Consider the following 19,831-nt stretch of genomic DNA (forward strand, 5'->3'; position numbering starts at 1 on the left):
CCTCACGGCTTAGCCGGGGTAGTCCTCCAGCATCTCGGTGACGAGGGCCGCGATCGGAGAGCGCTCCGAACGCGTCAGCGTGACGTGCGCGAACAGCGGGTGACCTTTCAGCTTCTCGATCACCGCTGCCACACCGTCATGCCTGCCGACCCTCAGGTTGTCGCGCTGGGCGACGTCGTGCGTGAGCACCACGCGCGAGCCGGTACCCAGCCGTGACAGCACGGTCAGCAGCACGTTGCGCTCCAGCGACTGCGCCTCGTCAACGATGACGAACGCGTCGTGCAGCGAACGGCCACGGATGTGGGTCAACGGCAGGACCTCGAGCATGCCGCGGTCAAGCACTTCCTCGATCACCGGCGGGCTGACCAGCGCGCCGAGCGTGTCGAAGACCGCCTGCGCCCACGGCTGCATCTTCTCGCTCTCGGAACCAGGCAGATAGCCCAGTTCCTGCCCGCCGACCGCGTAGACCGGCCGGAACACGACCACCTTGCGGTGCAGGCCGCGTTCCATCACCGACTCGAGGCCGGCGCAGAGCGCCAGCGCGGACTTGCCCGTACCGGCCCGGCCGCCAAGCGACACGATGCCGACGTCGGGGTCCATCAGCAGGTCGAGCGCGATCCGTTGCTCTGCTGAGCGGCCGTGCAGCCCGAAGACCTCACGGTCGCCGCGCACCAGCCGGACCTGCTTGTCCTGCGTGACCCGGCCAAGCGCGCTTGACGTTCCCGCCAGCAGCCGCAGACCGGTGTTGCACGGCAGCTCAGCTGCCTGCTCGACGCCGTAATCCGCCAGGTCGACGACGTTCTGCGCGAACAGCGCGTCGACGACTTCCTGTGACACGTCAAGGTCGGCCATGCCGGTCCAGCCCGACGGTGTGACCTCCTGCGCGCGGTACTCGTCCGCGTTCAGGCCAACCGCGGCTGCTTTGACCCGCAGCGGGATGTCCTTGGTGACCAGGGTGACGATCTGGCTGGCGTCTTCGGCAGCCAGGTTGAGCGCGCACGCCAGGATCCTGGCGTCGTTGGAATCGGTACGGAACCCGGCCGGCAACACCGACGGATCCGAGTGGTTGAGCTCGACGTGCAAGGTGCCGTCGGTGTCACCGATCGGCACCGGCTTGTCCAGCCTGCCGTACCGCAGCCTCAGGTCGTCCAGCATGCGCAGGGCGACTCGGGCGAACCAGCCCAGTTCGGGGTGGTGTCGCTTTCCCTCCAGTTCGCTGATCACCACGAGCGGAAGCACCACGCTGTGCTCGGCGAACCTGGTCAGTGCCCAGGGGTCGGAGAGCAGGACGGAGGTGTCCAGCACGTAGACGTGACGGGTGGGGGTGGTACGACGCGAGGCGCCGCGGGAGGAACTGCGGGAAGAACCTTGGCCGGCGGAACGCCTGGCCGAACGCGGTGCGGTCACGGCAACTCCCTGACGAACGCGGCACGGCGTCCGCTTTCCTCGTTGGGCCGGTACTGGCCCCCGGTTTGACGACCTGCCCTTTCAGGCGGGTCCCCAACGGGGGCCCGGTGCCGGCCCCCTCGTGCTCGTCACTGCCACGACCAGGGCCTCCCGGGACAGGCCGCATGCGCACGACCCATCACTTCCGAAAGTTACCTGCGTTTCGGTCGGTGGCGCAGGCTGCCACACAGGTGATTCGCCAATTGGTCACCATGACGAAACGCGTCGGGCTGGTCGACCCGGCCGTCTTCGCGGGCCAAAAGGCCAGTTCAGAGCCGGTGTCACGGGGTCAGCGACACCGGTTGTTCACCCACCGAACATCCTCCTTACGGGGGATCCTGATCACTTTCGGTAGTTGATCTTTCGGGCCGACAGGGCCGTCCGAGTCGCCGGGCCCAGCGACCATAGCCCTGCGTAGCTGGCACAACGCGGAGCGCTGCGACGCCACACCGTGCGCAACTCGAAAAATGAATTCCACCGAATCAGGGGATATTTGGAATTCGCGGGTCACACAATCGTGGATATCACGGGGTAATCCCGACATATGCCGAGTAGGTTTCACCGCGAGAACAACGGGCCTCGCTCGGTTCTCGAAAGATCCCCGACTGCAGGAGTGTGGGAATAGTGTTGAAGACGGCTGGTGTGGTTGCCGCAGCCGCGGCTGGACTGCTGATGCTGGGCGCTCCGGCTTTCGCCGGCGAGGGCCCCGGACACGGTGGCGGAATCAACAACGCCAAGCACGGTCAGGTTGGCCTCGTCAACCTGAACGACATTGACATCGCCAAGGACATCAACGTCAACGCTGTTGTCGGCGGTTGCGGCAACAACGTGGGCGTGCTGGGCGGCGCTGTGCCGATCCTGTCCCCGTCGATCACCGGCAGCTGCGCGGCCGGCGGCATCGTCGACGGCGACTGAGACCAGTACCGACTGGTAAAAACCAGCGCGAGGGGCGTCGGACTCACCGACGCCCCTCGCGCTTTTTTCATGCCATTCTCACGAACGGGTGAGCGGATCACGTTCAGTAACGATTCTTGGCGCCGAAGTACACATCGCCGCAGGCAGCAGGCCCGGACGAGCGCAATTCGACACGCCGAAAAAATTGAAGATCACCGAAATAGGGATTGTTGTGGTCCGCCGGGTCACACGATAGGGGAATGCGCGAGCTTTATCACCAAGATTCGGAGTAGGTTCACTGCGCAAGAGAGCAAAGGGCATTGTTCTCCACTAACCGCCCTGGATCCCATAGGAGTGAGTGAAGTGCTGAAGAAGGCTGGTGTTATCGCCGCCGCGGCGGCCGGATTGATGATGCTCGGCGCCCCGGCGTTCGCTGAGATCAACAGCGCGCACAACGGCCAGGTTGGCCTCGTCAACCTGCACGACATCGACATCGCCAAGGACATCAACGTCAACGCCATTGTCGGCGCTTGCGGCAACAATGTCGGCGTGCTCGGCGCGGCCGTGCCGGTGCTGTCCCCGCAGATCACCGAGTCCTGCGCGGCCGGCGGCATCGACGACTGACGTCGTTAAAACGTGAAATGGCCGGGAGCCTCGGGCTCCCGGCCATTTTCGTATGCGCTCAAGAGCCGAATCGGCGATGCCTGATGGCGTAGTCACGCAATGCGCGCAGGAAGTCGGTACGGCGGAAGTCCGGCCAATAGGCCTCGCAGAACCACATCTCCGAGTGGGCCGACTGCCAGAGCAGGAACCCGGACATCCGCTGCTCACCGGAAGTACGAATGACCAGGTCAGGGTCGGGCTGGCCGGACGTGTACAGGTGCTCGGCGATGTGGTCGACGCTCAGCACCTCGGCGAGTTCCTCGAAACTGGTGCCCTGCTCCGCGTGGGTGAGCAGCAGTTTGCGCACCGCGTCCGCGATCTCCTGGCGCCCGCCGTAACCAACCGCGGCGTTCACCACGAGGCCGGATCGCCCCTTGGTCCGCGCGGCGGCGGACGTCAACCGGTCCGCGGTCTCGGTCGGCAGCTTGTCCATCGCGCCGAGGATCTTGACCTGCCACGGCCGGCCAGGCTCAGCGAGCTCGTCGACGACATCACCGATGATCTCGAGCAGCGGCACGATCTCGGACTCTGGCCGGTTGAGGTTGTCCGTGGACAGCAGCCACAGCGTGACCACCTCGATCCCGGATTCCTGGCACCACTCGAGCAGCTTGGCGACCTTGGCGCCGCCAACCCGGTGCCCATCGGCGACATCGGTGAACCCAGCGGCCCGCGCCCAGCGGCGGTTGCCGTCCAGCATCACACCGATGTGCTTCGGCCTTCGCTTCTGGCCTTTGACTTGTGCCGTCAGCCGCGCCTCATACAGGCGGTACACGACGTCCGCGACACGCCTTCTGATCCAACTCCGACGATCCACGACGAACCAATGTACTTGGTTGAGATGACGAAGCCCCGGTCGGTAGCGCCGCTGCGCCGATCAGACCAGGCAACTGTGGCCTATGCCTCACACGCATCCGTTGTAGCGCAGAGTAAAGCTGTGAGTTCTATGTGGAAGCGGGACTAGGCCTTTGGCGAAAGGTTACGGTCCCGTAGCCTAGCCACTCGTGACCGCAGCGACACTCGAACGGCCCACACCAGCCGACAAACCGAGCATGCGGGGGAAGCTCCACTTCTGGTCGTTCTTCGTCTCGATCGCCACCGGCGCGGCATTGATCTCGCTCGCCGCGTCGACCGTATCGGCAACGGCCGCCCTCGCCACATCGATTTATGGCGCCACGGTGCTCGGCCTGTTCGGCGTGAGCGCCCTCTATCACCGGACATGGTGGGAAACCGAGCGGACCAGGGCGTGGATGAAGCGCCTCGACCACTCGATGATCTTCCTGTTCATCGCGGGTACGTACACGCCTTTCTCCCTGCTGGCGATGCCCCGCGACACCGGACTGATCGTCCTCGCGGTGGTCTGGGGCGGCGCGTTCGCGGGCGTGGCACTGAAACTCATCTGGCCACACGCGCCACGCTGGCTCGGAACCCCGATCTACATCGCCCTTGGCTGGGTGGCGGTCTTCGTCCTGCCTGACTTGCTGGCCAACGCGGGCGTCGCAGCACTCGTGCTGATCCTCGCCGGGGGCCTGATGTACACGGTCGGCGCGGTGTTCTACGCCACCAAGTGGCCCAACCCATGGCCCGGACATTTCGGACACCACGAGTTCTTCCACGCAGCGACCATCGTCGCCGCGATCTGTCATTACATCGCGATCTGGCTCGCGATGTACCCGTAGCCCTAACGCAAAGAGGCCCGTCACCTGCAGCAGGTGACGGGCCTTTGTCATGAGATCAGCTGTTGATGAACCAGTACTGGTCGCTGTAGTCCTTGTTGCACTGAGAGACAAAAACGCGGCCATTGGGGTGTGCTGCGAGGCAGTAGCCCGCGTAGTACACGTTCTCCCACATTCCCCACTGGCCTTGGTACGGACGCCAACGCGCATCGGTGTAGTTCTCACACCAGGTGTAGGTGAAGACACTGCCATCGCCGCGCGCCGTGAGGCAGCCTTGGAGGTACAAGCTCTGAATCCGGTACCCGTTCGACCATTGGACCACGTCCCAGCTCTGGTCGACGTACTTCTCGGTGCGGCACTTGCTGTACGCGAAAACGTGTGGTTCGTGGGTCGCGAGACAGTACCCGTTCATTTGCGGTCCGGCGTTGAACAACCTCCCCGCCTGCGCGGACGCGGGCGTGGCGATGGAAAGCATTGCCGCCACAACAGTTATTCCCATCAAGAACGCCGTGAGCTTCCTACGCTGCACTGGTTTCCCCCTCACAGTCGTGGTCCCGACTCTGGGACTTGGCGAAGGTTGCCAGCAGTCCGACTCGCCGACAACCGGCTTCAGTCCTGCTTGAAAGGCAGGTAGAGCAGGACTTTGACGTCGGACAACGCTGCGAAGGCCTCGTGAATGAGCGCGTCGACCGAAGGCCATGGCAGACCACCGTGACCGGACCCAAGGGCCGGAACAGCAATGGACTTGATGGACATATCGCGCACCACGCGCACGAGGTCCTCGAGACCGGCCTCGATATCGGGCAGCCTGGAGCGGGATCGCCAGTGCTGCTTGGTCGGGAAGTTGATGATCAGGCGCGGCTCAGTGACCACGAACATCTGACCTAAATGGACTTCGCCGCGTGCGCAGGCTGCTGCGTACGCGGCAAAGTTGTCTGGAAACTTCCGCTTGAACTGCAATGCGATTCCCTTGCCCATCACCCCGACACAGTTCACCGCGTTGACCAGTGCAACAGTGTCGGCCGCGAGCAAATCTCCGGTTTTCTCGGTGATCACGCGGCAAGGGTGTCAGCAGGTACCGACAATCAGCTGTTCATGAACCAGTGCTGGTCGGTCCATTCTTTCGTGCACGGGGCCAGGAAGACCTTGCCGTCGGCGTGCGCGGCGAGGCAACGGCCGGCGTGGAACACGTTCTCCCACATACCCCACTGGCCGTCGAATGGGCGCCAGAACTGGTCGGCGTATCCGCCACATGGCGCGGCGATGGTGAACACTGTGCCGTCCTCATGCGCGGCGAGGCATCCGTCGCGGTACAGGCTGCGGATCTGGTATCCGCCCTTCTCGGCCCAGTAGACCTGGCTCCATTTCTGGTCCGGGTAGTTTTCCTTGCCGCACTGGCTGAACACGAAGACGACCGGTTCCTGCGTCGCCAGGCAGTAGTCGCTCATTCCCGGCCCGCCGCTGAACATCCGCCCCGATGTCGCCGACGCTGGCGAGGCGCTGAAGACCATCGCAGCGATACCAAGCACGAGCGCGATCAACTTACGCCGCATGTGTTTCTTCCCCCTGCAAACTCCTGATCAAGACGGGCTGACCGTAACCAGGTTTCGGCAACCCGGACAAGCCGCTTCAACCGTGGCTGAAACGCCCCACCCGGTAAGCCAGCACAGGGCGTGGTAAGCAGGGGTATGTCCCGGATCGATCACTATCTCGATGCGCACGCTCCGCAGGCGAACAGCATTGTCGTCGGCGTCAGCGTCTTCACGCTCGACGAGGGCGGGCGCCTGCTCATAATCCGGCGCAAGGACACCAACCTCTGCCACCTGCCGGGTGGGGTTCAGCGGGTCGGCGAGACCGTTGCCGGGGCCGCTGTCCGCGAAACCAAGTCAGAGACCGGGATCGATGTCGAGATCACGGAGCTGATCGGGATCTACTCCGATCCTGAGCACGTCATCGAGTACGGTCCCGGCGACGTCCGCCAGGAGTTCTCGATCTGCTTTCGTGCCCGGCCGATCGGTGGCGAGCCGATGCCCGCTGGCGAAAGCAAGGCCGCGGAGTGGGTTGAGGAGTCACTCCTTTACGAGCTCCCCATCCACCCCGCGACCCGGTTGCGCATTCAGCACGGGTTCGACGAGCGCGCCGAACCTTTTTTCTCGTAACCTCAGGCCTCGAACTCCGGGCCCTTCGCCCGCAGGTCGTCCACCTTCGACATCGCCTCACGCAGTTCGGCGAGCCACGCGTCGGCGTGCTCGCCGACCAGGCGCACCGCCCACGCCAACGCTTCCGAGCGCGACCGGGCAATGCCCGCGTCCACGAGTGTGTCCAGGATCAGCCGCTCTGGCTGCCGCAACCTGGTCATCACCGGCGCGGACAGCGTCGTGAAGAGCTCTTCCGTCGAGCCGATCCGAGCGCCCCACGCGACCTTGCGGCCGTAGCGGTGCTCGGCCTGGCGCGCGATGTCGATGCGCTCGTCGCGGGTCTCTTCGCGGTACCTGCTGATCCGGCCTGCTTCTGCCGACGCGCGGGCCGCTTCGTCCTCGAATTCGCCTTCGACCGGGGCGAGTGTGCCCACGATGATGATCTCTTCGCGGTCCACGGTGACCGTCGGCGGCTCGGTGAACCAGCCGTCGGGCAGCCGTCCGGCGAACCATGCGGCCGCGTCATCCGCTGACGGCAGGTCCGACTGTTGCCATCCGCCACGGCCCTTGAAGCCGCCGCGCCCGTGCCACCCACCACGTCCCATGTGTCGTACTCCAAACATGCACAGCTCCTTGATTACATGATTACACCACTACTCAAGCTACGCGTGTAGGCCTGGAGACGACAGGACGTTCTCTCTCAGCTGAGCGAGGCGACGAGCTCATCCACCGAGGTCACCGGGCGGTCGCAGACATACCCGTGGCATACGTAGGCAGCAGGCTGTCCGTCAACCAACGGACGGTCGGTCAGCAACGGCGACGAGTCAGGCGCGCCCGCGAGCACCACAGCACCGCCGTGCGCCTTATGTACGGCCGCGGCGAGCAGCGCAGGACTGTCCCCGACGATCGCGACCTGGACCGGTCCCTGCGCCAACGCTTCCGCCACGCTCAGCCAGTGCCCGGCGAACCGCGGCGCCCGCGCGGCGAGCAGCCCTGCACGGGAAACCGCCTGTTCAGCGGCCTCACGGTAGATGCTCGTGCGCGAAGGACCGACCAAGGCCGAGGCTGTGAGCAGGGCGGACGCCAGTGCCGAAGCACCGGACGGGCTGGCGTTGTCGGACGGGTCCGCAGGTCGATGCACCAGTGTCTCGGCGTCCTCGGCCGTGTCGAAGAAGGCGCCAGGGTTGTCCGGGTCGACGAACCGCGTCAAGGCGTCGTCGAGCAACGTGACCGCAGCGTCCAGCCAACGCTTCTCCCCTGTCGCCTGGTGCAGCGCGAGCAGTCCCTCCGCGAGGCACGCATAGTCCTCGAGCACACCGGCTGACGTTCCCACCTGACCGTCGCGTGACGTCCGCCGCAAACGACCGTCCACGAGGTGCAAGGTCAACAGCAGATCCGCTGCCCGAGAAGCCGCCTCGATCCACTCCGAGCGCGCGAAGAACACGCCAGCCTGGGCCAATGCCGTGATCGCGAGACCGTTCCACGCGGCAACGACCTTGTCGTCACGGCCTGGCTGCGGTCGCGTGGCCCGGACAGCCGAAAGACGCGACCGGACGCTCTCGTATCGCACGAGGTCATCGGGGTCCTCATGCAGCTGCAAGGTGGAGGTGCCGTGCTCGAACGTGCCTTCCGGCGTCACACGGAACAACGACGCCGCCCACGCGCCATCTTCGTCGCCGAGAACCTCGGTCAGCTGGGCCGGAGTCCAGACGTACGTCAGTCCCTCGACCCCGTCGGTGTCGGCGTCCAGCGAGGAAGCGAAGCCGCCTTCGGGCGTACCAAGGTCTCGCAGCAGGAATTCCGCGGTCTCGACGGCCACTCGGCGATACGTCTGACTGTCGGTCAACCGGGAAAGGTGCGTATAAACACCGAGCAGCAAAGCGTTGTCGTACAACATCTTCTCGAAGTGCGGCACCACCCACGCAGCGTCCACACTGTACCGAGCGAACCCACCGGCGAGCTGGTCGTAGATCCCGCCACCGGCCATCGCGTCCGCCGACGCTTCCACAATGGACAAAGCCTCGACCGAGCCGGTCCGCTCGTGATGCCGGGTCAGGAACTCAAGCACCATGGACGGCGGAAACTTGGGCGCGCCACCGAATCCACCGTTACGCCGATCGAAATCACCAAGCAGCGAAGCAACAGCGCCATCCAGTGCCGCATTGTCCACAGCGGAGGACGGAAGCGGGGCCGAATGCGTGGCAAGGGAAGCGACGAGCTTGCCCGCGGCGCTGCGCACCTCGTCGGATCGCTCGTCCCACGCCTGTACGATCGCCGCAAGCAACTGCTTGAACGACGGCATTCCGCCTTGGGGGCGAGGAGGATAGTAAGTGCCGCAATGGAACGGCTCGCCGGACGGGGTCAGGAAACAGGTCATCGGCCAGCCGCCGTGGCCGGTCATCGCCTGGGTGGCGGTCATGTAGACCGCGTCGACGTCCGGCCGCTCCTCACGGTCCACTTTGATGTTCACGAAGTGCCGGTTCATCAACTCGGCGGTGTCGGCGTCCTCGAACGACTCGTGCGCCATCACATGGCACCAGTGACACGCGGCGTAACCGACCGAGAGCAACACCGGCACGTCGCGTTTCGCCGCCTCGGCGAACGCTTCGGGACTCCACGGCCACCAGTCGACCGGGTTGTCGGCGTGCTGCAGCAGGTACGGGCTCGTGGCCTCGGCCAGTCGATTCGCCATGCCGTCAGCCTAGTTGCGGAAACAAGGTGAAGCGTGACGACGGATGCGGGACACTCACGCGGTGCTACTGACCTTGACCACGACACATCGTCCCGCGACCGATCTCGGCTTCTTGCTGCACAAGCATCCCGAGAAGGCGCAGTCCTTCCCGATCGCGGCTGGCATGGCACACGTGTTCTATCCCACGGCGACCGAGGACGAGTGCACGGCCGCGCTGCTGCTCGACATCGATCCGATAGAGCTGGTCCGCGGCCGGTACGACCGTGCGTTCACGCTGAACCAGTACGTCAACGACCGCCCGTACGCCGCCGGGTCGATGATGGCTGTCGCGCTGAGCGCGGTGTTCAAGACCGCGATGAACGGGGTCTTGAAATCGCGCCAGGAGCTCGCCGACACCGCCATCCCGCTGTCGATCCACATCCCGGCCGTCCCGTCGCGCGGTGGCCCTGAGCTGGTCGTCAAGCTGTTCGAACCGCTCGGCTGGCAGGTCGAGGCGAAAACCACCCCGCTGGACCCACAGTTCCCGGAGTGGGGCGACTCGCCGTACATCGACCTGCGGCTGACTGGTACACACCGACTTTCCGAAGCGCTACGGCATTTGTACGTTCTGTTGCCGGTACTGGACAACGCCAAGCACTACTGGGTGACCGAGGAAGAGGTCACCAAGCTGCTCAGGGCGGGTGAGGGCTGGCTGGCCGAGCACCCGTCGCGTGAGCTGATCAGTCAGCGATACCTCAAGCACCGCAAGGCTTACGTCCGGTTCGCGCTGAGCAGGCTCGCGGAAGCGGACGAATCCGACGAGGAGGAGCTGGACAACGCCCTCGAAGCACCGATTGTCGAGGAGGAGCCCGACCGCCCGGTTCCGCTTGCCTTGCAGCGCAGGGGAAGCGTTGTCGCGGCACTGAAGGCTGCCGGTGCTCAGCGCGTGCTCGATCTCGGTTGCGGTGGTGGCGCGTTGCTGCGTGACCTCATCAAGGAGCCCACGTTCACCGAGATAGTCGGTGTGGACGTCTCCGCGCGTGCACTGGAGGTCGCCGCCCGGAAGTTCGAGCGGACGCCTGAGCGCGTGCGCAGTCGTCTGACGCTCAAGCAATCGGCATTGACCTATGTGGACAAGTCGCTCAAAGGGTTTGACGCTGCCGTGTTGATGGAGGTGATCGAGCACCTCGACGAGCCCCGGCTGCCCGCGTTGGAACGCAGCGTGTTCGGCGAGGCCCGACCGGCGACGGTCGTGGTCACGACACCGAATGTCGAATACAACGTTCGGTTCCCAACGCTGCCCGTAGGCAAAATGCGCCATTCGGACCACCGTTTCGAATGGACTCGAGCCCAGTTCCGCGCGTGGGCCGACAGTGTGGCCGAGCGCTACGACTACCACGTCCGCTACCTCCCGGTCGGCCAGGACGACCCGGAAGTCGGCCCGCCGACCCAGCTAGCCGTGTTCGAGGTGACCCGATGAAACTGTCCATTCCAGACATGGCACTGGTTGTGCTTGTCGGCGCGTCCGGGTCGGGCAAGTCCACGTTCGCGCACAAGCACTTCAAGGCCACCCAGATCCTGTCGAGCGACTACTTCCGTGGCTTGGTGTCCGACGACGAGAACGACCAGGCCGCAACGGGACCGGCATTCGAGGCGCTGCACTTCGTGGCAGAGAAGCGAATGACGGCAGGCAAAGTGACCGTCATCGACGCGACGAACGTGCAGCGATCGGCGCGCGGACAACTGGTGGCACTAGCCAAGAAGCACCACGTGTTGCCGGTCGCGGTCGTGCTCGATGTGCCCGAAGCGCTGTGTATCGGGCGCAACGCGTCACGCCCGGACCGGGACTTCGGCGACCACGTGATCCGCAGGCACCGCAACGAGCTGCGAAAGTCGTTGCGAGGACTGGAAAAGGAAGGCTTCAAGCGGGTGTACGTGATGCGTACGCCCGAAGAGGTCGACGCGGCGGAGATCGAGATCGAGCCGCTGATGAACGACAAGCGGTCGGAGACCGGACCGTTCGATGTGATCGGTGACGTGCACGGCTGCCGCGCGGAACTGGAGGAACTGCTCGAAGAGTTGGGGTACGTACTCGCCCGCGATGCCGAAGGCCGCGCGGTCGGCGCCGCGCACCCGGAAGGCCGCCGCGCGGTGTTCGTCGGCGACCTCGTGGACCGTGGACCGGACACGCCAGGCGTGCTGCGGCTGGCGATGGGCATGGTCGAAGCAGGCAATGCCCTTTGTGTCTGCGGAAACCACGAGCAGAAGCTGACCAGGGCGTTGCGCGGGCGCAATGTCCGGGTCTCGCACGGCCTCGCGGAGTCACTGGAACAGCTGGGCAACGAGTCGGAAGAATTCCGCAAGCGGGTCGAATCCTTCTGTGGCGGCCTGATCGCGCACTACGTGCTCGACGAAGGCAAGCTGGTCGTCTCGCATGCCGGTCTGCCAGAGAACTACCACGGCCGCGCGTCGAGCACTGTCCGAAGCTTCGCACTGTACGGCGACACCACCGGTGAGACCGACGAGTACGGCCTGCCGGTGCGATACCCGTGGGCCCAGGACTACCGCGGGCGCGCGATGGTCCTGTATGGACACACCCCGACTCCGGTCGCGGAGTGGATCAACGGAACCATGTGTCTGGACACCGGAGTCGTGTTCGGTGGCCGGTTGACGGCTATGCGTTACCCGGAGCGGGAAATCGTTTCGGTTGACGCGCACAAGGTCTGGTACGAGCCGGTCAAGCCGTTGCTGCCGCCCGAGGAGCTTCCGCCGCCCGCGGTCGCCCGGCGTGACCCGGACGTGCTCGACCTGGACGACGTGACCGGCCGTCGCATTGTCGAGACGCAGCACCACGGGCGCGTGTCGGTTCGTGAAGAGCAGGCTGCAGCGGCATTGGAGGTGATGAGCCGGTTCGCGGTCGACCCGCGATGGCTGCTGTACCTGCCGCCGACGATGAGTCCGGTCGCGACTTCAGGCTTGCCCGAAGTGCTCGAACACCCGGCCGAGGCGTTCTCCGGCTACCGTGTGGACGGAGTGCAATCCGTTGTGTGCGAGGAAAAGCATATGGGTTCGCGCGCGGTTGTACTGGTGTATCGCGATTCCGGTGCCGCACGGTTCGGAATCGATGGCGGTGGCGCGGTTTACACGCGTACCGGCCGGTCTTTCTTCGAGCCGGAGTTGACCGAGCAGTTGCTTGCGCGCGTTCGTGCGGCGTGTGCGGGACTGTGGGAGGAGCTGACCACCGACTGGCTGCTGTTCGACGCGGAGCTGATGCCGTGGAGTGCCAAGGCAGGCGGGCTGATCACGCAGCAGTACGCACCCGTCGGCGCGGTTTCTTCGACAGCTCTCGCAGCCTCCCTTGACGCTCTGACGACAGCCTCGGATCGCGGGGTCGATGTGGGAACGCTGCTGGCGTCGACCAGTTCGAGGCTGGCGAACGCGCAGGGCTACCGCGAGGCGTACCGGCGGTACTGCTGGCCGGTCGACGGCCTGGATGGTGTTCGACTGGCGCCGTTCCAGCTGCTCGCCGCCGAGGGACGGTCGTTCGCTTCCCAGCCGCATTCGTGGCACCTGGAGATCGCCGACCGGCTCGTGGCCGCCGATCCTTCGCTGTTCGCGACGACCAAGCGCTTGTTCGTGGACACGACCTCGGAGGAGTCCGTGGCCGAAGGGATCGCCTGGTGGGAGGAGATGACCGGCGCCGGTGGCGAAGGCATGGTCGTCAAACCTGCCGCGAACCTGACCCACGGACAGAAGGGCCTGGTCCAGCCGGGGATGAAGGTGCGCGGGCGTGAGTACCTGCGGATCATCTACGGCCCGGACTACACCGAGCCGCAGCACCTCAAGCGGCTCAAGCAGCGCCACCTCGGCCGCAAACGCTCCCTCGCCGGACGCGAATACGCCCTGGGCCTTGAGGCCCTGGACCGGGTCGCGCGCGGCGAACCGTTGTGGCGCGTACACGAGTGCGTCTTCGCGGTGCTCGCATTGGAGTCCGAGCCGGTGGACCCCAGGTTGTGAGCCTGTCGTGAGTGGTTATCCGGGTTAGAACCCGGATAACCACTCACGAGGTCTGACCTGCGCCGTTCTTGGGTTCCTCGGCTTCGTGCTTGCCAGCGGGCGGGTCGAAGCTTGCCGGGACGCGCTTGAGGTGCTTGGTCATCGAGCGGGCCAGGAACACCACCGCGACCAGGAACACCAGCAGGACCAGCAGCCCGACCGGGGAGGACTTGCCGAAGTCCTCCCCCCGGCCGCCGGGGTCGTCTGGCATGGGCGGCGGCTGCGCCACCATTGCCGTGAAGGTCATGCGGTCACCTTCTCGTTGATGCCGGCGAACAGGTCGTCCTCCGGCAAAGTCGTGTCAACCAGCGAGCGGGCCAGTTCGTACTCCTCGAACGGCCACGTCTCCTGCTGAATCTCCAATGGTACGAAGAACCAGCGGCTGTTGGGGTCGATCTGGGTCGCGTGCGCCCGCAACGCATCGTCCCTGATCGGGAAGAACTCCCCGCACTCGACCCTGCTGGTGATCCGGTCGGCGTTGTCCGGCTTGTCCGGATCCCACTTCGCCAGCCACTCGGTGTACGGCGACTCAAGGCCACGGGCCAACATCGCCTCGTGGATCGCCTGCATACGCTTACGCGAGAAGCCGTGCGAGTAGTACAGCTTCAACGGCGCCCACGGCTCGCCCGACGACGGGAACCGGTCCGGGTCGCCCGCGGCTTCGAAGGCCGCGACGGAGACCTCGTGGCACTTGATGTGGTCGGGGTGCGGGTAGCCGCCGTTCTCGTCGTAGGTGACGATCACGTGCGGCCGGAACTCGCGGACCACCTCGACCAGCTTCTCGGTCGCCTCTTCAAGCGGGACGAGCGCGAAGCATCCGTCCGGCAGAGGCGGCAACGGGTCGCCTTCCGGCAGACCTGAGTCGATGTAACCGAGCCAGCGGTGCTGCACGCCCAGGATGCGCGCGGCCTCAGCCATCTCCGCTCGTCTGAGCTCGGTCATGTTCTCCAGCACTTCGGGCCGGTCCATGGCCGGGTTGAGGATGCTGCCGCGCTCTCCGCCCGTCAGCGTGACGACCATGACCTCGTGCCGTTCAGCCACGTACTTGGCCATGGTCGCGGCACCCTTGCTCGATTCGTCGTCCGGGTGTGCGTGTACCGCCATCAAACGCAGCTTCTCCGCCATGGTTCCTCTCTCGTGTACCCCGCGCGCGGCTTCCCCAGGCCCCCACGGATACTCGACAAGTTCGCGCCCTACATTGTTCCCGTGGGAATACAGCGTTGATCGGGAGACCCTGAATTGGAGAGCCGCGTCACCCTTCCTGAGGGCCGTTACGGCTCCTCACGCACCCGGCAGCTTGGCCGAGGGCGGAAATGGGTATTGACCGGCGTGGGTCTGTTACTCGCTGTAGCCATCGCTTTCGTCGCGTACCGCAATCTCGGTTCAGCCCCGATCGAAGCAGAGAGCACGGCCTTCAGCCCGGTTGGCGCTGACGCGGTACGGATCACGTTCAACGTAACGAGAGACGAGCCCTCCAGAGCGGCCGTGTGCGTGGTGCGCGCGAGGGTGCTCGACGGGTCGGAGGGCGGACGCAAGGAAGTGCTTGTCCCACCAGGTGAGAGCACGATTTCCACCGTGATCAAGAGTTCAGCCGATCCGGTGACCGCGGACGTTTTCGGCTGCTCGTACCAGGTGCCGCCATATCTGTCCACGGAGGCGCGGCCAACGGAGTGAAACCTAAGCCGTAAGGCGACAAATCGAACATTTCGGAAACGTGATCACTACTGATCGTGTTATCCTCTTATACCGGCACGGCCCCTGGCGGGCCGTGTTTTGACGTTCCGGCCCTAAGGGGCTGGAACCACCGACCCGCATCCGCGGGCACCGGGAGCAAGACGAGGAGTTGGTGACCGTGAGCGATAGCAAGGTGACCTGGCTGACACAGGATGCCTACAACCGCCTCAAGCAGGAGCTTGACGAGGCGATCGAAAACCGCCCGGTCATCGCCGCGAAGATCAACGCCAGCCGCGAAGAGGGCGACCTCAAAGAAAACGGCGGTTACCACGCGGCACGCGAGGAGCAAGGACAAGCCGAGGCCCGGATCCGGCACCTCCAAGAACTGCTGCGCAACGCCAAAGTGGGTGAGGCACCCGCGAACGACGGCCTGGCCGAGCCCGGCAAAGTGCTCACGATCCGTTACGACGGCGACGACGACGAAGAGCAGTTCCTGCTGGCCACCCGAGAAGAAGGAGCCGAAGGCGACCTGGACGTGTTCTCCCCAGAGTCCCCCCTAGGCCGAGCCCTCCTCGGAGCCAAAGAAGGCGAAACCCGAGAATACGAACTGCCAAACGGCTCATCGCAAAAAGTAACCCTGATCAAAGCAATCCCCTACAGCGCCTAAAACCCCAAGTAGACACGCGTGTGCACGGGCGACCTCACGTGTCCACCGGTTCCCGCTCGCGTGTCCACCGGCTCCCGCTCGCGTGTCCACCGGCTCCGTCATGGTGAGTTGAACCCGCGAGCGGCGCACGGCGAGTACCCCAGCCGCGCTGGAAGCGAGTCGAGCAGTTTGACTCACCGTGACGGAACGGTGGACACGCGCAAGGGCGGTGCAATGCAAGATGCCCTGAGGTACGAGCCCCGAAGCGCAAAGAACACCGCTGCAACAGGACACGCCCGCAAGCAACGTGCAACACGGTGTGCCGCAAAGGTGGACACGGCCTTCAGCAAAGGTGGACACGGTGTTCTGGAACGGTGGACACGGTCGCAAGGAACGGTGGACACGGCGGGTTGTGGGGCTACGGACCTGCTTTGGCCACTCGTTCGAGCAGGGGGCGGGAACGCAGCGGAATAGGCGTCGACAGGGCGATCGAGGTTGACATCCGCTGCACGCCTTTCACGTTCACCACCTCGTCGATCACGCGCTGGAGGTCCTCGTTCGACTGGGCGACCATCCTGACCAGCAGATCCCCTTGCCCGGTGGTCGCGTGCACCTCGCACACCTCGTCGATCGAAGCCAGCCCCTCGGTCACCGGCCCGCGATAACCCTGGGCGATCTCAACCACAGCGAACGCGGTCAGCCCGTACCCCATCGCCTCGAGGCTCAGCTCAGGCGGGAATCCCGCCAAGACACCAGTCCTGACCAGCCGATCCAGCCGAGCCTGAACGGTCCCGCGGGCCACACCGAGCCGACGGGAACACTCCAGGACGCCCAGCCGCGGCTCGTCGGTGAGCAAGAGCAGCAGCCGGGCGTCCAGGGAGTCGATCGGATTTACGTCCACTCCTCGAACCCTAGGGTCACGTCGTGGCTCATGCGCTCACCATCGCCCAATCGCAGGTGGTCGACGGTCGGCGCGTAACCGCTCGCAATGACCGTGTACTCGCCGGGACCGAGGTCAGTCACGCGATACCGGCCGTCGTCATCAGTCATGGTCACGCCTATGACCGAACCGTCCTTATCGACGACCGTGATCCGTGCCTCGGACACGGGCAAGCCACGATGGTTACGAGCCACACCGCACAACTCAGCGCCGCTGGTCAGCGACACGTCCTGACGGACCTCGCCAACCTCAGGCACCGCCAACGGCACAGCGGCCGGACGGTATCCCTCTGCGTTGACCACCAGCGTGTACGCACCGGCGCCGACGCTCGTAAACCGGTATGTGCCGTCAGTCGCACTACGGTGTGACCCGATGACGTGGCCCGCGCGGTCGGTCAAAGTCACCGTCGCCGCGTGGACCGGACTGCCCGCACGCGCGGCACGGATGACACCGGCCACTTCGCCCGCTCCGATCAACGTCAGGTCGACGACGATCGGCTGGGAGTCCAGTTTCAGCGACGACGCGTACGGCTGATGCCCTGGCGCCGACGCGATGAGCACGTAAGCCCCTTGGCCGGGCGCGTCCAGTTGGTATCGGCCGAAAGCGTCCGCGTTGCTGCGCGCCACTTGCTGTCCAGTGTGGTCGATCAACGTCAGGATCGCGCCGCCGACCACTGTGCCGTCGCCGTTCTGGATCAAGCCGTGCACGGGTTGGTGCCCGTTCGAGGACACCGGCACGATTTCCGGCTGCGCGTGCTTGCCGTGCGCGGGCTCGTCCAGCAGCGCCTCGCCGCCTTCGACCATCGCGGCCTGGACCGCGTTGCCGCTGCGCAGCGGGATTTCCTTGATGAACAAGGAAACGATGAACGCCAGCACCATCACGAACATTCCGGAAAGGAACACGATCTGGATCGAGTCGGTGAATCCTTCGAGGAACGGTCGCGCCAGACGTGGGTCGATCCGTTGCAGGAACGAGGAATCCTGCAGCACGTCGCCGACACCGCCGCCCTGCAATCCGGCGATCACATTGCGGTTGTCCGGGTTGGCGAGCACGGTCGGGTCGGTCAGCGCGGCCTGGAAGCCAGGTGTCGGCGCGATGCGCACGAACGCGTCACGGATCTTGTCGCCGACCGTGCTGAACAACAGCGACAGGAACACCGCGACACCGATCGTGCCACCCATCTGCCGGAAGAACGTCGCCGACGCGGTCGAAACGCCCATATCGCGCGGTGGCGCGGCGTTCTGGGCCGCGATGGTCAGCGTCTGCATCGAAAGGCCGAGACCGAGGCCGAACACTCCCATGTAGACCAGTGGATGCCACAGTGGACTGTCCACTTCGATCGTGTAGAAGAGACCCATTCCTGCGATGAGGAAGAGACTGCCGATGATCGGGAAGACCTTGTAGCGCCCGGTTTTCGCGGTGATCCGGCCGGAGATGAACGACGCGATCATGATGCCGATCATCAGCGGCAGCATCAGCAGACCGGCCGATGTCGGCGTCTCGCCCTTCACGATCTGCAGGTACTGCGGCACCATCGTGATCCCGCCGAACATGCCGACACCGAGGATCACGCCGGCCAGGATGACCATCGAGAACGTGGAATTGCGGAACAGCCGCAACGGGATCAGCGCGGCGTCCTTCATCCGTGCCTCGGTCAGCACGAACAGGATCAGACCAACGGCACCGACGATGTAGCAGAGGATCGCGCGCTGCGAGTCCCAGCCCCATTCCCTGCCCTGCTCGGCGATGATCAGCAACGGCACCACGCCGACGACAAGGAACAGCGCGCCGAACCAGTCGATCTTGTGGTCGTGCCGCTGGTGCGGGACGTTGAGCACGCGGGCGACCACGAACAGCGCGATGACGCCGATCGGCACGTTCACCAGGAACACCCAGCGCCATCCGGCGATGCTCAGGATGGTCTGCTGTCCGGCGAGGAATCCGCCGAGTACCGGACCGAGCACACTGGACACACCGAACACGGCCATGAAGTAGCCCTGGTACTTGGCGCGCTCACGTGGCGAGACGATGTCGGCGATGATCGTGAACGCCAGCGACATCAGACCACCGGCGCCAAGTCCTTGCAGCGCACGGAAAGCAGCGAGCTGGTACATCGACTGGGAGAACGTGCACGCCAGCGAGCCGATCACGAACAACGTGATCGCCGTGAGGTAGAACGGTTTCCGTCCGTATATATCGGACAATTTGCCGTAGATCGGCGTGGTGATGGTGGAAGTGATCAGGTACGCGGTGGTCGCCCACGCCTGCAGGCTCAGCCCGTCGAGGTCGTCGGCGATGGTCCTGATCGACGTACCGACAATGGTCTGGTCCAGCGCGGCCAGGAACATGCCGAGCAACAGGCCGCTGAGGATCACCAGGATCTGCCGATGCGACATCTGCGCGGGCGGAGCTTGCTGTTGTTGGTGCTGCGCGACCGCGGTTTCGGTCATCGGGCTTCCCCCAGGGGATGGTAGTTCTCGAAATCTGTGTTCAGGCGGTCGAGCAGCATCACAAGCGTGCGTCGCTCACTGGCTGGCCACTCGGCCATGACCGCGGCGATGTGCCTGGTCCGCTCGGCCCGCGCCCGGTCGAACGTGCCGCGGCCCGCGTCGGTGGCAACCAGCAGGCATGCCCTGCCATCCTCCGGGTCCGCTTGGCGTTCCACCAGGCCGTGCGCTACCAGCGAACTCGTCTGCCTGCTGACCGTGGACGTGTCGGAGTGCACGGCGTCAGCGAGCGCCGTGATCCGCTTTGGCCCCTCCCGGACCAGATGTGCGAGCAACGCGTACGCCGCTCGCTCGATGCCTTCGCTGTTCGCCTGAGTGAACTGGGCCTTTGCCCGGCCGACCATGGTCAGCAGCCGGACCAGCTGGTGCCCCAGTTCTTCTGCGACAGCGAGGTCTTGCCCTTGGTCAGCCATGACCCGCGCTCCACACAAATGCTTGGTCTTTACAACTAGTTGCCTGACCCAAGCATTCGCTTGTTGTGCGCGCTATGCAAGTTGAGGAAGAGTGATGCTGGTCGTATTGC

Annotated in this window: 20 protein-coding genes; 8 read left to right on the forward strand and 12 right to left on the reverse strand. The window is 65.0% G+C overall.

The window, feature by feature from the left end:
- Window positions 1-9 precede the first annotated feature (9 nt).
- Window positions 10-1,305, reverse strand: coding sequence for an RNA 5'-3' helicase PhoH2 (phoH2, locus tag LWC34_RS38135; protein ID WP_372496756.1), 1,296 nt, complete (start codon window positions 1,303-1,305; stop codon window positions 10-12).
- Between the two features lie 765 nt (window positions 1,306-2,070).
- On the opposite strand from phoH2, the gene LWC34_RS38140 reads away from it, so the two are divergent.
- Together LWC34_RS38140 and LWC34_RS38145 are read left to right on the forward strand one after the other, a co-directional pair.
- Complete coding sequence (locus LWC34_RS38140) at window positions 2,071-2,361, forward strand: hypothetical protein (RefSeq protein ID WP_233730081.1); 291 nt, start codon at window positions 2,071-2,073, stop codon at window positions 2,359-2,361.
- A gap of 333 nt (window positions 2,362-2,694) precedes the next feature.
- Window positions 2,695-2,964 (forward strand): hypothetical protein, encoded by a 270-nt coding sequence (locus tag LWC34_RS38145; protein ID WP_233730082.1) that lies wholly within the window; start codon window positions 2,695-2,697, stop codon window positions 2,962-2,964.
- A 58-nt stretch (window positions 2,965-3,022) separates the two neighbouring features.
- On the opposite strand, the gene LWC34_RS38150 is transcribed toward LWC34_RS38145, so the two are convergent.
- Window positions 3,023-3,817, reverse strand: coding sequence for an isoprenyl transferase (locus LWC34_RS38150; protein ID WP_372496711.1), 795 nt, complete (start codon window positions 3,815-3,817; stop codon window positions 3,023-3,025).
- 235 nt (window positions 3,818-4,052) lie between these two features.
- Between LWC34_RS38150 and trhA the strand changes: the two genes are divergently transcribed.
- Window positions 4,053-4,679, forward strand: a complete 627-nt coding sequence (gene trhA, locus LWC34_RS38155) for a PAQR family membrane homeostasis protein TrhA (protein ID WP_233730977.1) — start codon at window positions 4,053-4,055, stop codon at window positions 4,677-4,679.
- A 55-nt stretch (window positions 4,680-4,734) separates the two neighbouring features.
- Here trhA and LWC34_RS38160 read toward each other — a convergent pair whose 3' ends face one another.
- The 3 genes from LWC34_RS38160 to LWC34_RS38170 form a co-directional block, all read right to left on the reverse strand.
- Complete coding sequence (locus LWC34_RS38160) at window positions 4,735-5,205, reverse strand: ricin-type beta-trefoil lectin domain protein (RefSeq protein WP_233730083.1); 471 nt, start codon at window positions 5,203-5,205, stop codon at window positions 4,735-4,737.
- Window positions 5,206-5,285: 80 nt separating this feature from the next.
- Window positions 5,286-5,732, reverse strand: coding sequence for a macro domain-containing protein (locus LWC34_RS38165; protein ID WP_233730084.1), 447 nt, complete (start codon window positions 5,730-5,732; stop codon window positions 5,286-5,288).
- Window positions 5,733-5,761: 29 nt separating this feature from the next.
- Window positions 5,762-6,229: a ricin-type beta-trefoil lectin domain protein gene (locus tag LWC34_RS38170; RefSeq protein WP_233730085.1), complete on the reverse strand. Its 468-nt coding sequence runs from the start codon at window positions 6,227-6,229 to the stop codon at window positions 5,762-5,764.
- Window positions 6,230-6,364: 135 nt separating this feature from the next.
- Between LWC34_RS38170 and LWC34_RS38175 the strand changes: the two genes are divergently transcribed.
- The gene (locus LWC34_RS38175; protein ID WP_233730086.1) at window positions 6,365-6,835 is read left to right on the forward strand and encodes an NUDIX domain-containing protein; all 471 of its coding nucleotides are present in this window, start codon (window positions 6,365-6,367) and stop codon (window positions 6,833-6,835) included.
- A gap of 2 nt (window positions 6,836-6,837) precedes the next feature.
- On the opposite strand, the gene abmR is transcribed toward LWC34_RS38175, so the two are convergent.
- Together abmR and LWC34_RS38185 are read right to left on the reverse strand one after the other, a co-directional pair.
- Window positions 6,838-7,437: an ATP-binding transcription factor AbmR gene (abmR, locus tag LWC34_RS38180; protein ID WP_372496712.1), complete on the reverse strand. Its 600-nt coding sequence runs from the start codon at window positions 7,435-7,437 to the stop codon at window positions 6,838-6,840.
- Between the two features lie 77 nt (window positions 7,438-7,514).
- The gene (locus LWC34_RS38185) at window positions 7,515-9,506 is read right to left on the reverse strand and encodes a thioredoxin domain-containing protein (protein WP_233730087.1); all 1,992 of its coding nucleotides are present in this window, start codon (window positions 9,504-9,506) and stop codon (window positions 7,515-7,517) included.
- A gap of 61 nt (window positions 9,507-9,567) precedes the next feature.
- Between LWC34_RS38185 and LWC34_RS38190 the strand changes: the two genes are divergently transcribed.
- Window positions 9,568-10,965, forward strand: a complete 1,398-nt coding sequence (locus tag LWC34_RS38190; RefSeq protein ID WP_233730979.1) for a 3' terminal RNA ribose 2'-O-methyltransferase Hen1 — start codon at window positions 9,568-9,570, stop codon at window positions 10,963-10,965.
- Complete coding sequence (locus LWC34_RS38195; protein ID WP_233730088.1) at window positions 10,962-13,502, forward strand: polynucleotide kinase-phosphatase; 2,541 nt, start codon at window positions 10,962-10,964, stop codon at window positions 13,500-13,502. Before LWC34_RS38190 ends, LWC34_RS38195 begins: the two co-directional genes overlap by 4 nt.
- A gap of 43 nt (window positions 13,503-13,545) precedes the next feature.
- Here LWC34_RS38195 and LWC34_RS38200 read toward each other — a convergent pair whose 3' ends face one another.
- Together LWC34_RS38200 and mca are read right to left on the reverse strand one after the other, a co-directional pair.
- Window positions 13,546-13,788: a hypothetical protein gene (locus LWC34_RS38200; protein WP_233731041.1), complete on the reverse strand. Its 243-nt coding sequence runs from the start codon at window positions 13,786-13,788 to the stop codon at window positions 13,546-13,548.
- The gene (mca, locus tag LWC34_RS38205) at window positions 13,785-14,666 is read right to left on the reverse strand and encodes a mycothiol conjugate amidase Mca (RefSeq protein ID WP_233730089.1); all 882 of its coding nucleotides are present in this window, start codon (window positions 14,664-14,666) and stop codon (window positions 13,785-13,787) included. Before mca ends, LWC34_RS38200 begins: the two co-directional genes overlap by 4 nt.
- Window positions 14,667-14,780: 114 nt before the next feature.
- Between mca and LWC34_RS38210 the strand changes: the two genes are divergently transcribed.
- Together LWC34_RS38210 and greA are read left to right on the forward strand one after the other, a co-directional pair.
- Window positions 14,781-15,215 carry a DUF4307 domain-containing protein gene (locus LWC34_RS38210; protein WP_233730090.1) on the forward strand — a complete coding sequence of 145 codons (435 nt, stop codon included), beginning with the start codon at window positions 14,781-14,783 and terminating at the stop codon, window positions 15,213-15,215.
- A gap of 169 nt (window positions 15,216-15,384) precedes the next feature.
- A complete protein-coding gene (gene greA, locus LWC34_RS38215) occupies window positions 15,385-15,882 on the forward strand; it encodes a transcription elongation factor GreA (protein ID WP_233730091.1) in 498 nt (165 codons plus the stop codon).
- A gap of 397 nt (window positions 15,883-16,279) precedes the next feature.
- Here the strand turns inward: greA and LWC34_RS38220 are convergent, their stop codons facing one another.
- The 3 genes from LWC34_RS38220 to LWC34_RS38230 are packed head-to-tail and all read right to left on the reverse strand — an operon-like array spanning window position 16,280 to window position 19,721.
- Window positions 16,280-16,762 (reverse strand): Lrp/AsnC family transcriptional regulator, encoded by a 483-nt coding sequence (locus LWC34_RS38220; protein WP_233730092.1) that lies wholly within the window; start codon window positions 16,760-16,762, stop codon window positions 16,280-16,282.
- Complete coding sequence (locus LWC34_RS38225) at window positions 16,753-19,251, reverse strand: MFS transporter (protein ID WP_233730093.1); 2,499 nt, start codon at window positions 19,249-19,251, stop codon at window positions 16,753-16,755. The genes LWC34_RS38220 and LWC34_RS38225 overlap by 10 nt, the downstream gene beginning before the upstream one ends.
- Window positions 19,248-19,721 carry a MarR family winged helix-turn-helix transcriptional regulator gene (locus tag LWC34_RS38230; protein WP_233730094.1) on the reverse strand — a complete coding sequence of 158 codons (474 nt, stop codon included), beginning with the start codon at window positions 19,719-19,721 and terminating at the stop codon, window positions 19,248-19,250. Before LWC34_RS38230 ends, LWC34_RS38225 begins: the two co-directional genes overlap by 4 nt.
- Window positions 19,722-19,831: the final 110 nt, after the last annotated feature.

It is taken from the genome of Kibdelosporangium philippinense (assembly GCF_021390435.2).
Classification (GTDB): Bacteria; Actinomycetota; Actinomycetes; order Mycobacteriales; family Pseudonocardiaceae; genus Kibdelosporangium; species Kibdelosporangium philippinense.

Excerpts from the sequence above, each read along its gene's own strand:
- LWC34_RS38200 (WP_233731041.1), bottom strand. The coding sequence starts at position 13,788 with ATGACCTTCACGGCAATGGTGGCGCAGCCGCCGCCCATGCCAGACGAC.
- LWC34_RS38175 (WP_233730086.1), top strand. The coding sequence starts at position 6,365 with ATGTCCCGGATCGATCACTATCTCGATGCGCACGCTCCGCAGGCGAAC.
- LWC34_RS38185 (WP_233730087.1), bottom strand. The coding sequence starts at position 9,506 with ATGGCGAATCGACTGGCCGAGGCCACGAGCCCGTACCTGCTGCAGCAC.
- abmR (WP_372496712.1), bottom strand. The coding sequence starts at position 7,437 with ATGTTTGGAGTACGACACATGGGACGTGGTGGGTGGCACGGGCGCGGC.
- LWC34_RS38170 (WP_233730085.1), bottom strand. The coding sequence starts at position 6,229 with ATGCGGCGTAAGTTGATCGCGCTCGTGCTTGGTATCGCTGCGATGGTC.
- LWC34_RS38225 (WP_233730093.1), bottom strand. The coding sequence starts at position 19,251 with ATGACCGAAACCGCGGTCGCGCAGCACCAACAACAGCAAGCTCCGCCC.
- trhA (WP_233730977.1), top strand. The coding sequence starts at position 4,053 with ATGCGGGGGAAGCTCCACTTCTGGTCGTTCTTCGTCTCGATCGCCACC.
- mca (WP_233730089.1), bottom strand. The coding sequence starts at position 14,666 with ATGGCGGAGAAGCTGCGTTTGATGGCGGTACACGCACACCCGGACGAC.
- LWC34_RS38195 (WP_233730088.1), top strand. The coding sequence starts at position 10,962 with ATGAAACTGTCCATTCCAGACATGGCACTGGTTGTGCTTGTCGGCGCG.
- LWC34_RS38230 (WP_233730094.1), bottom strand. The coding sequence starts at position 19,721 with ATGGCTGACCAAGGGCAAGACCTCGCTGTCGCAGAAGAACTGGGGCAC.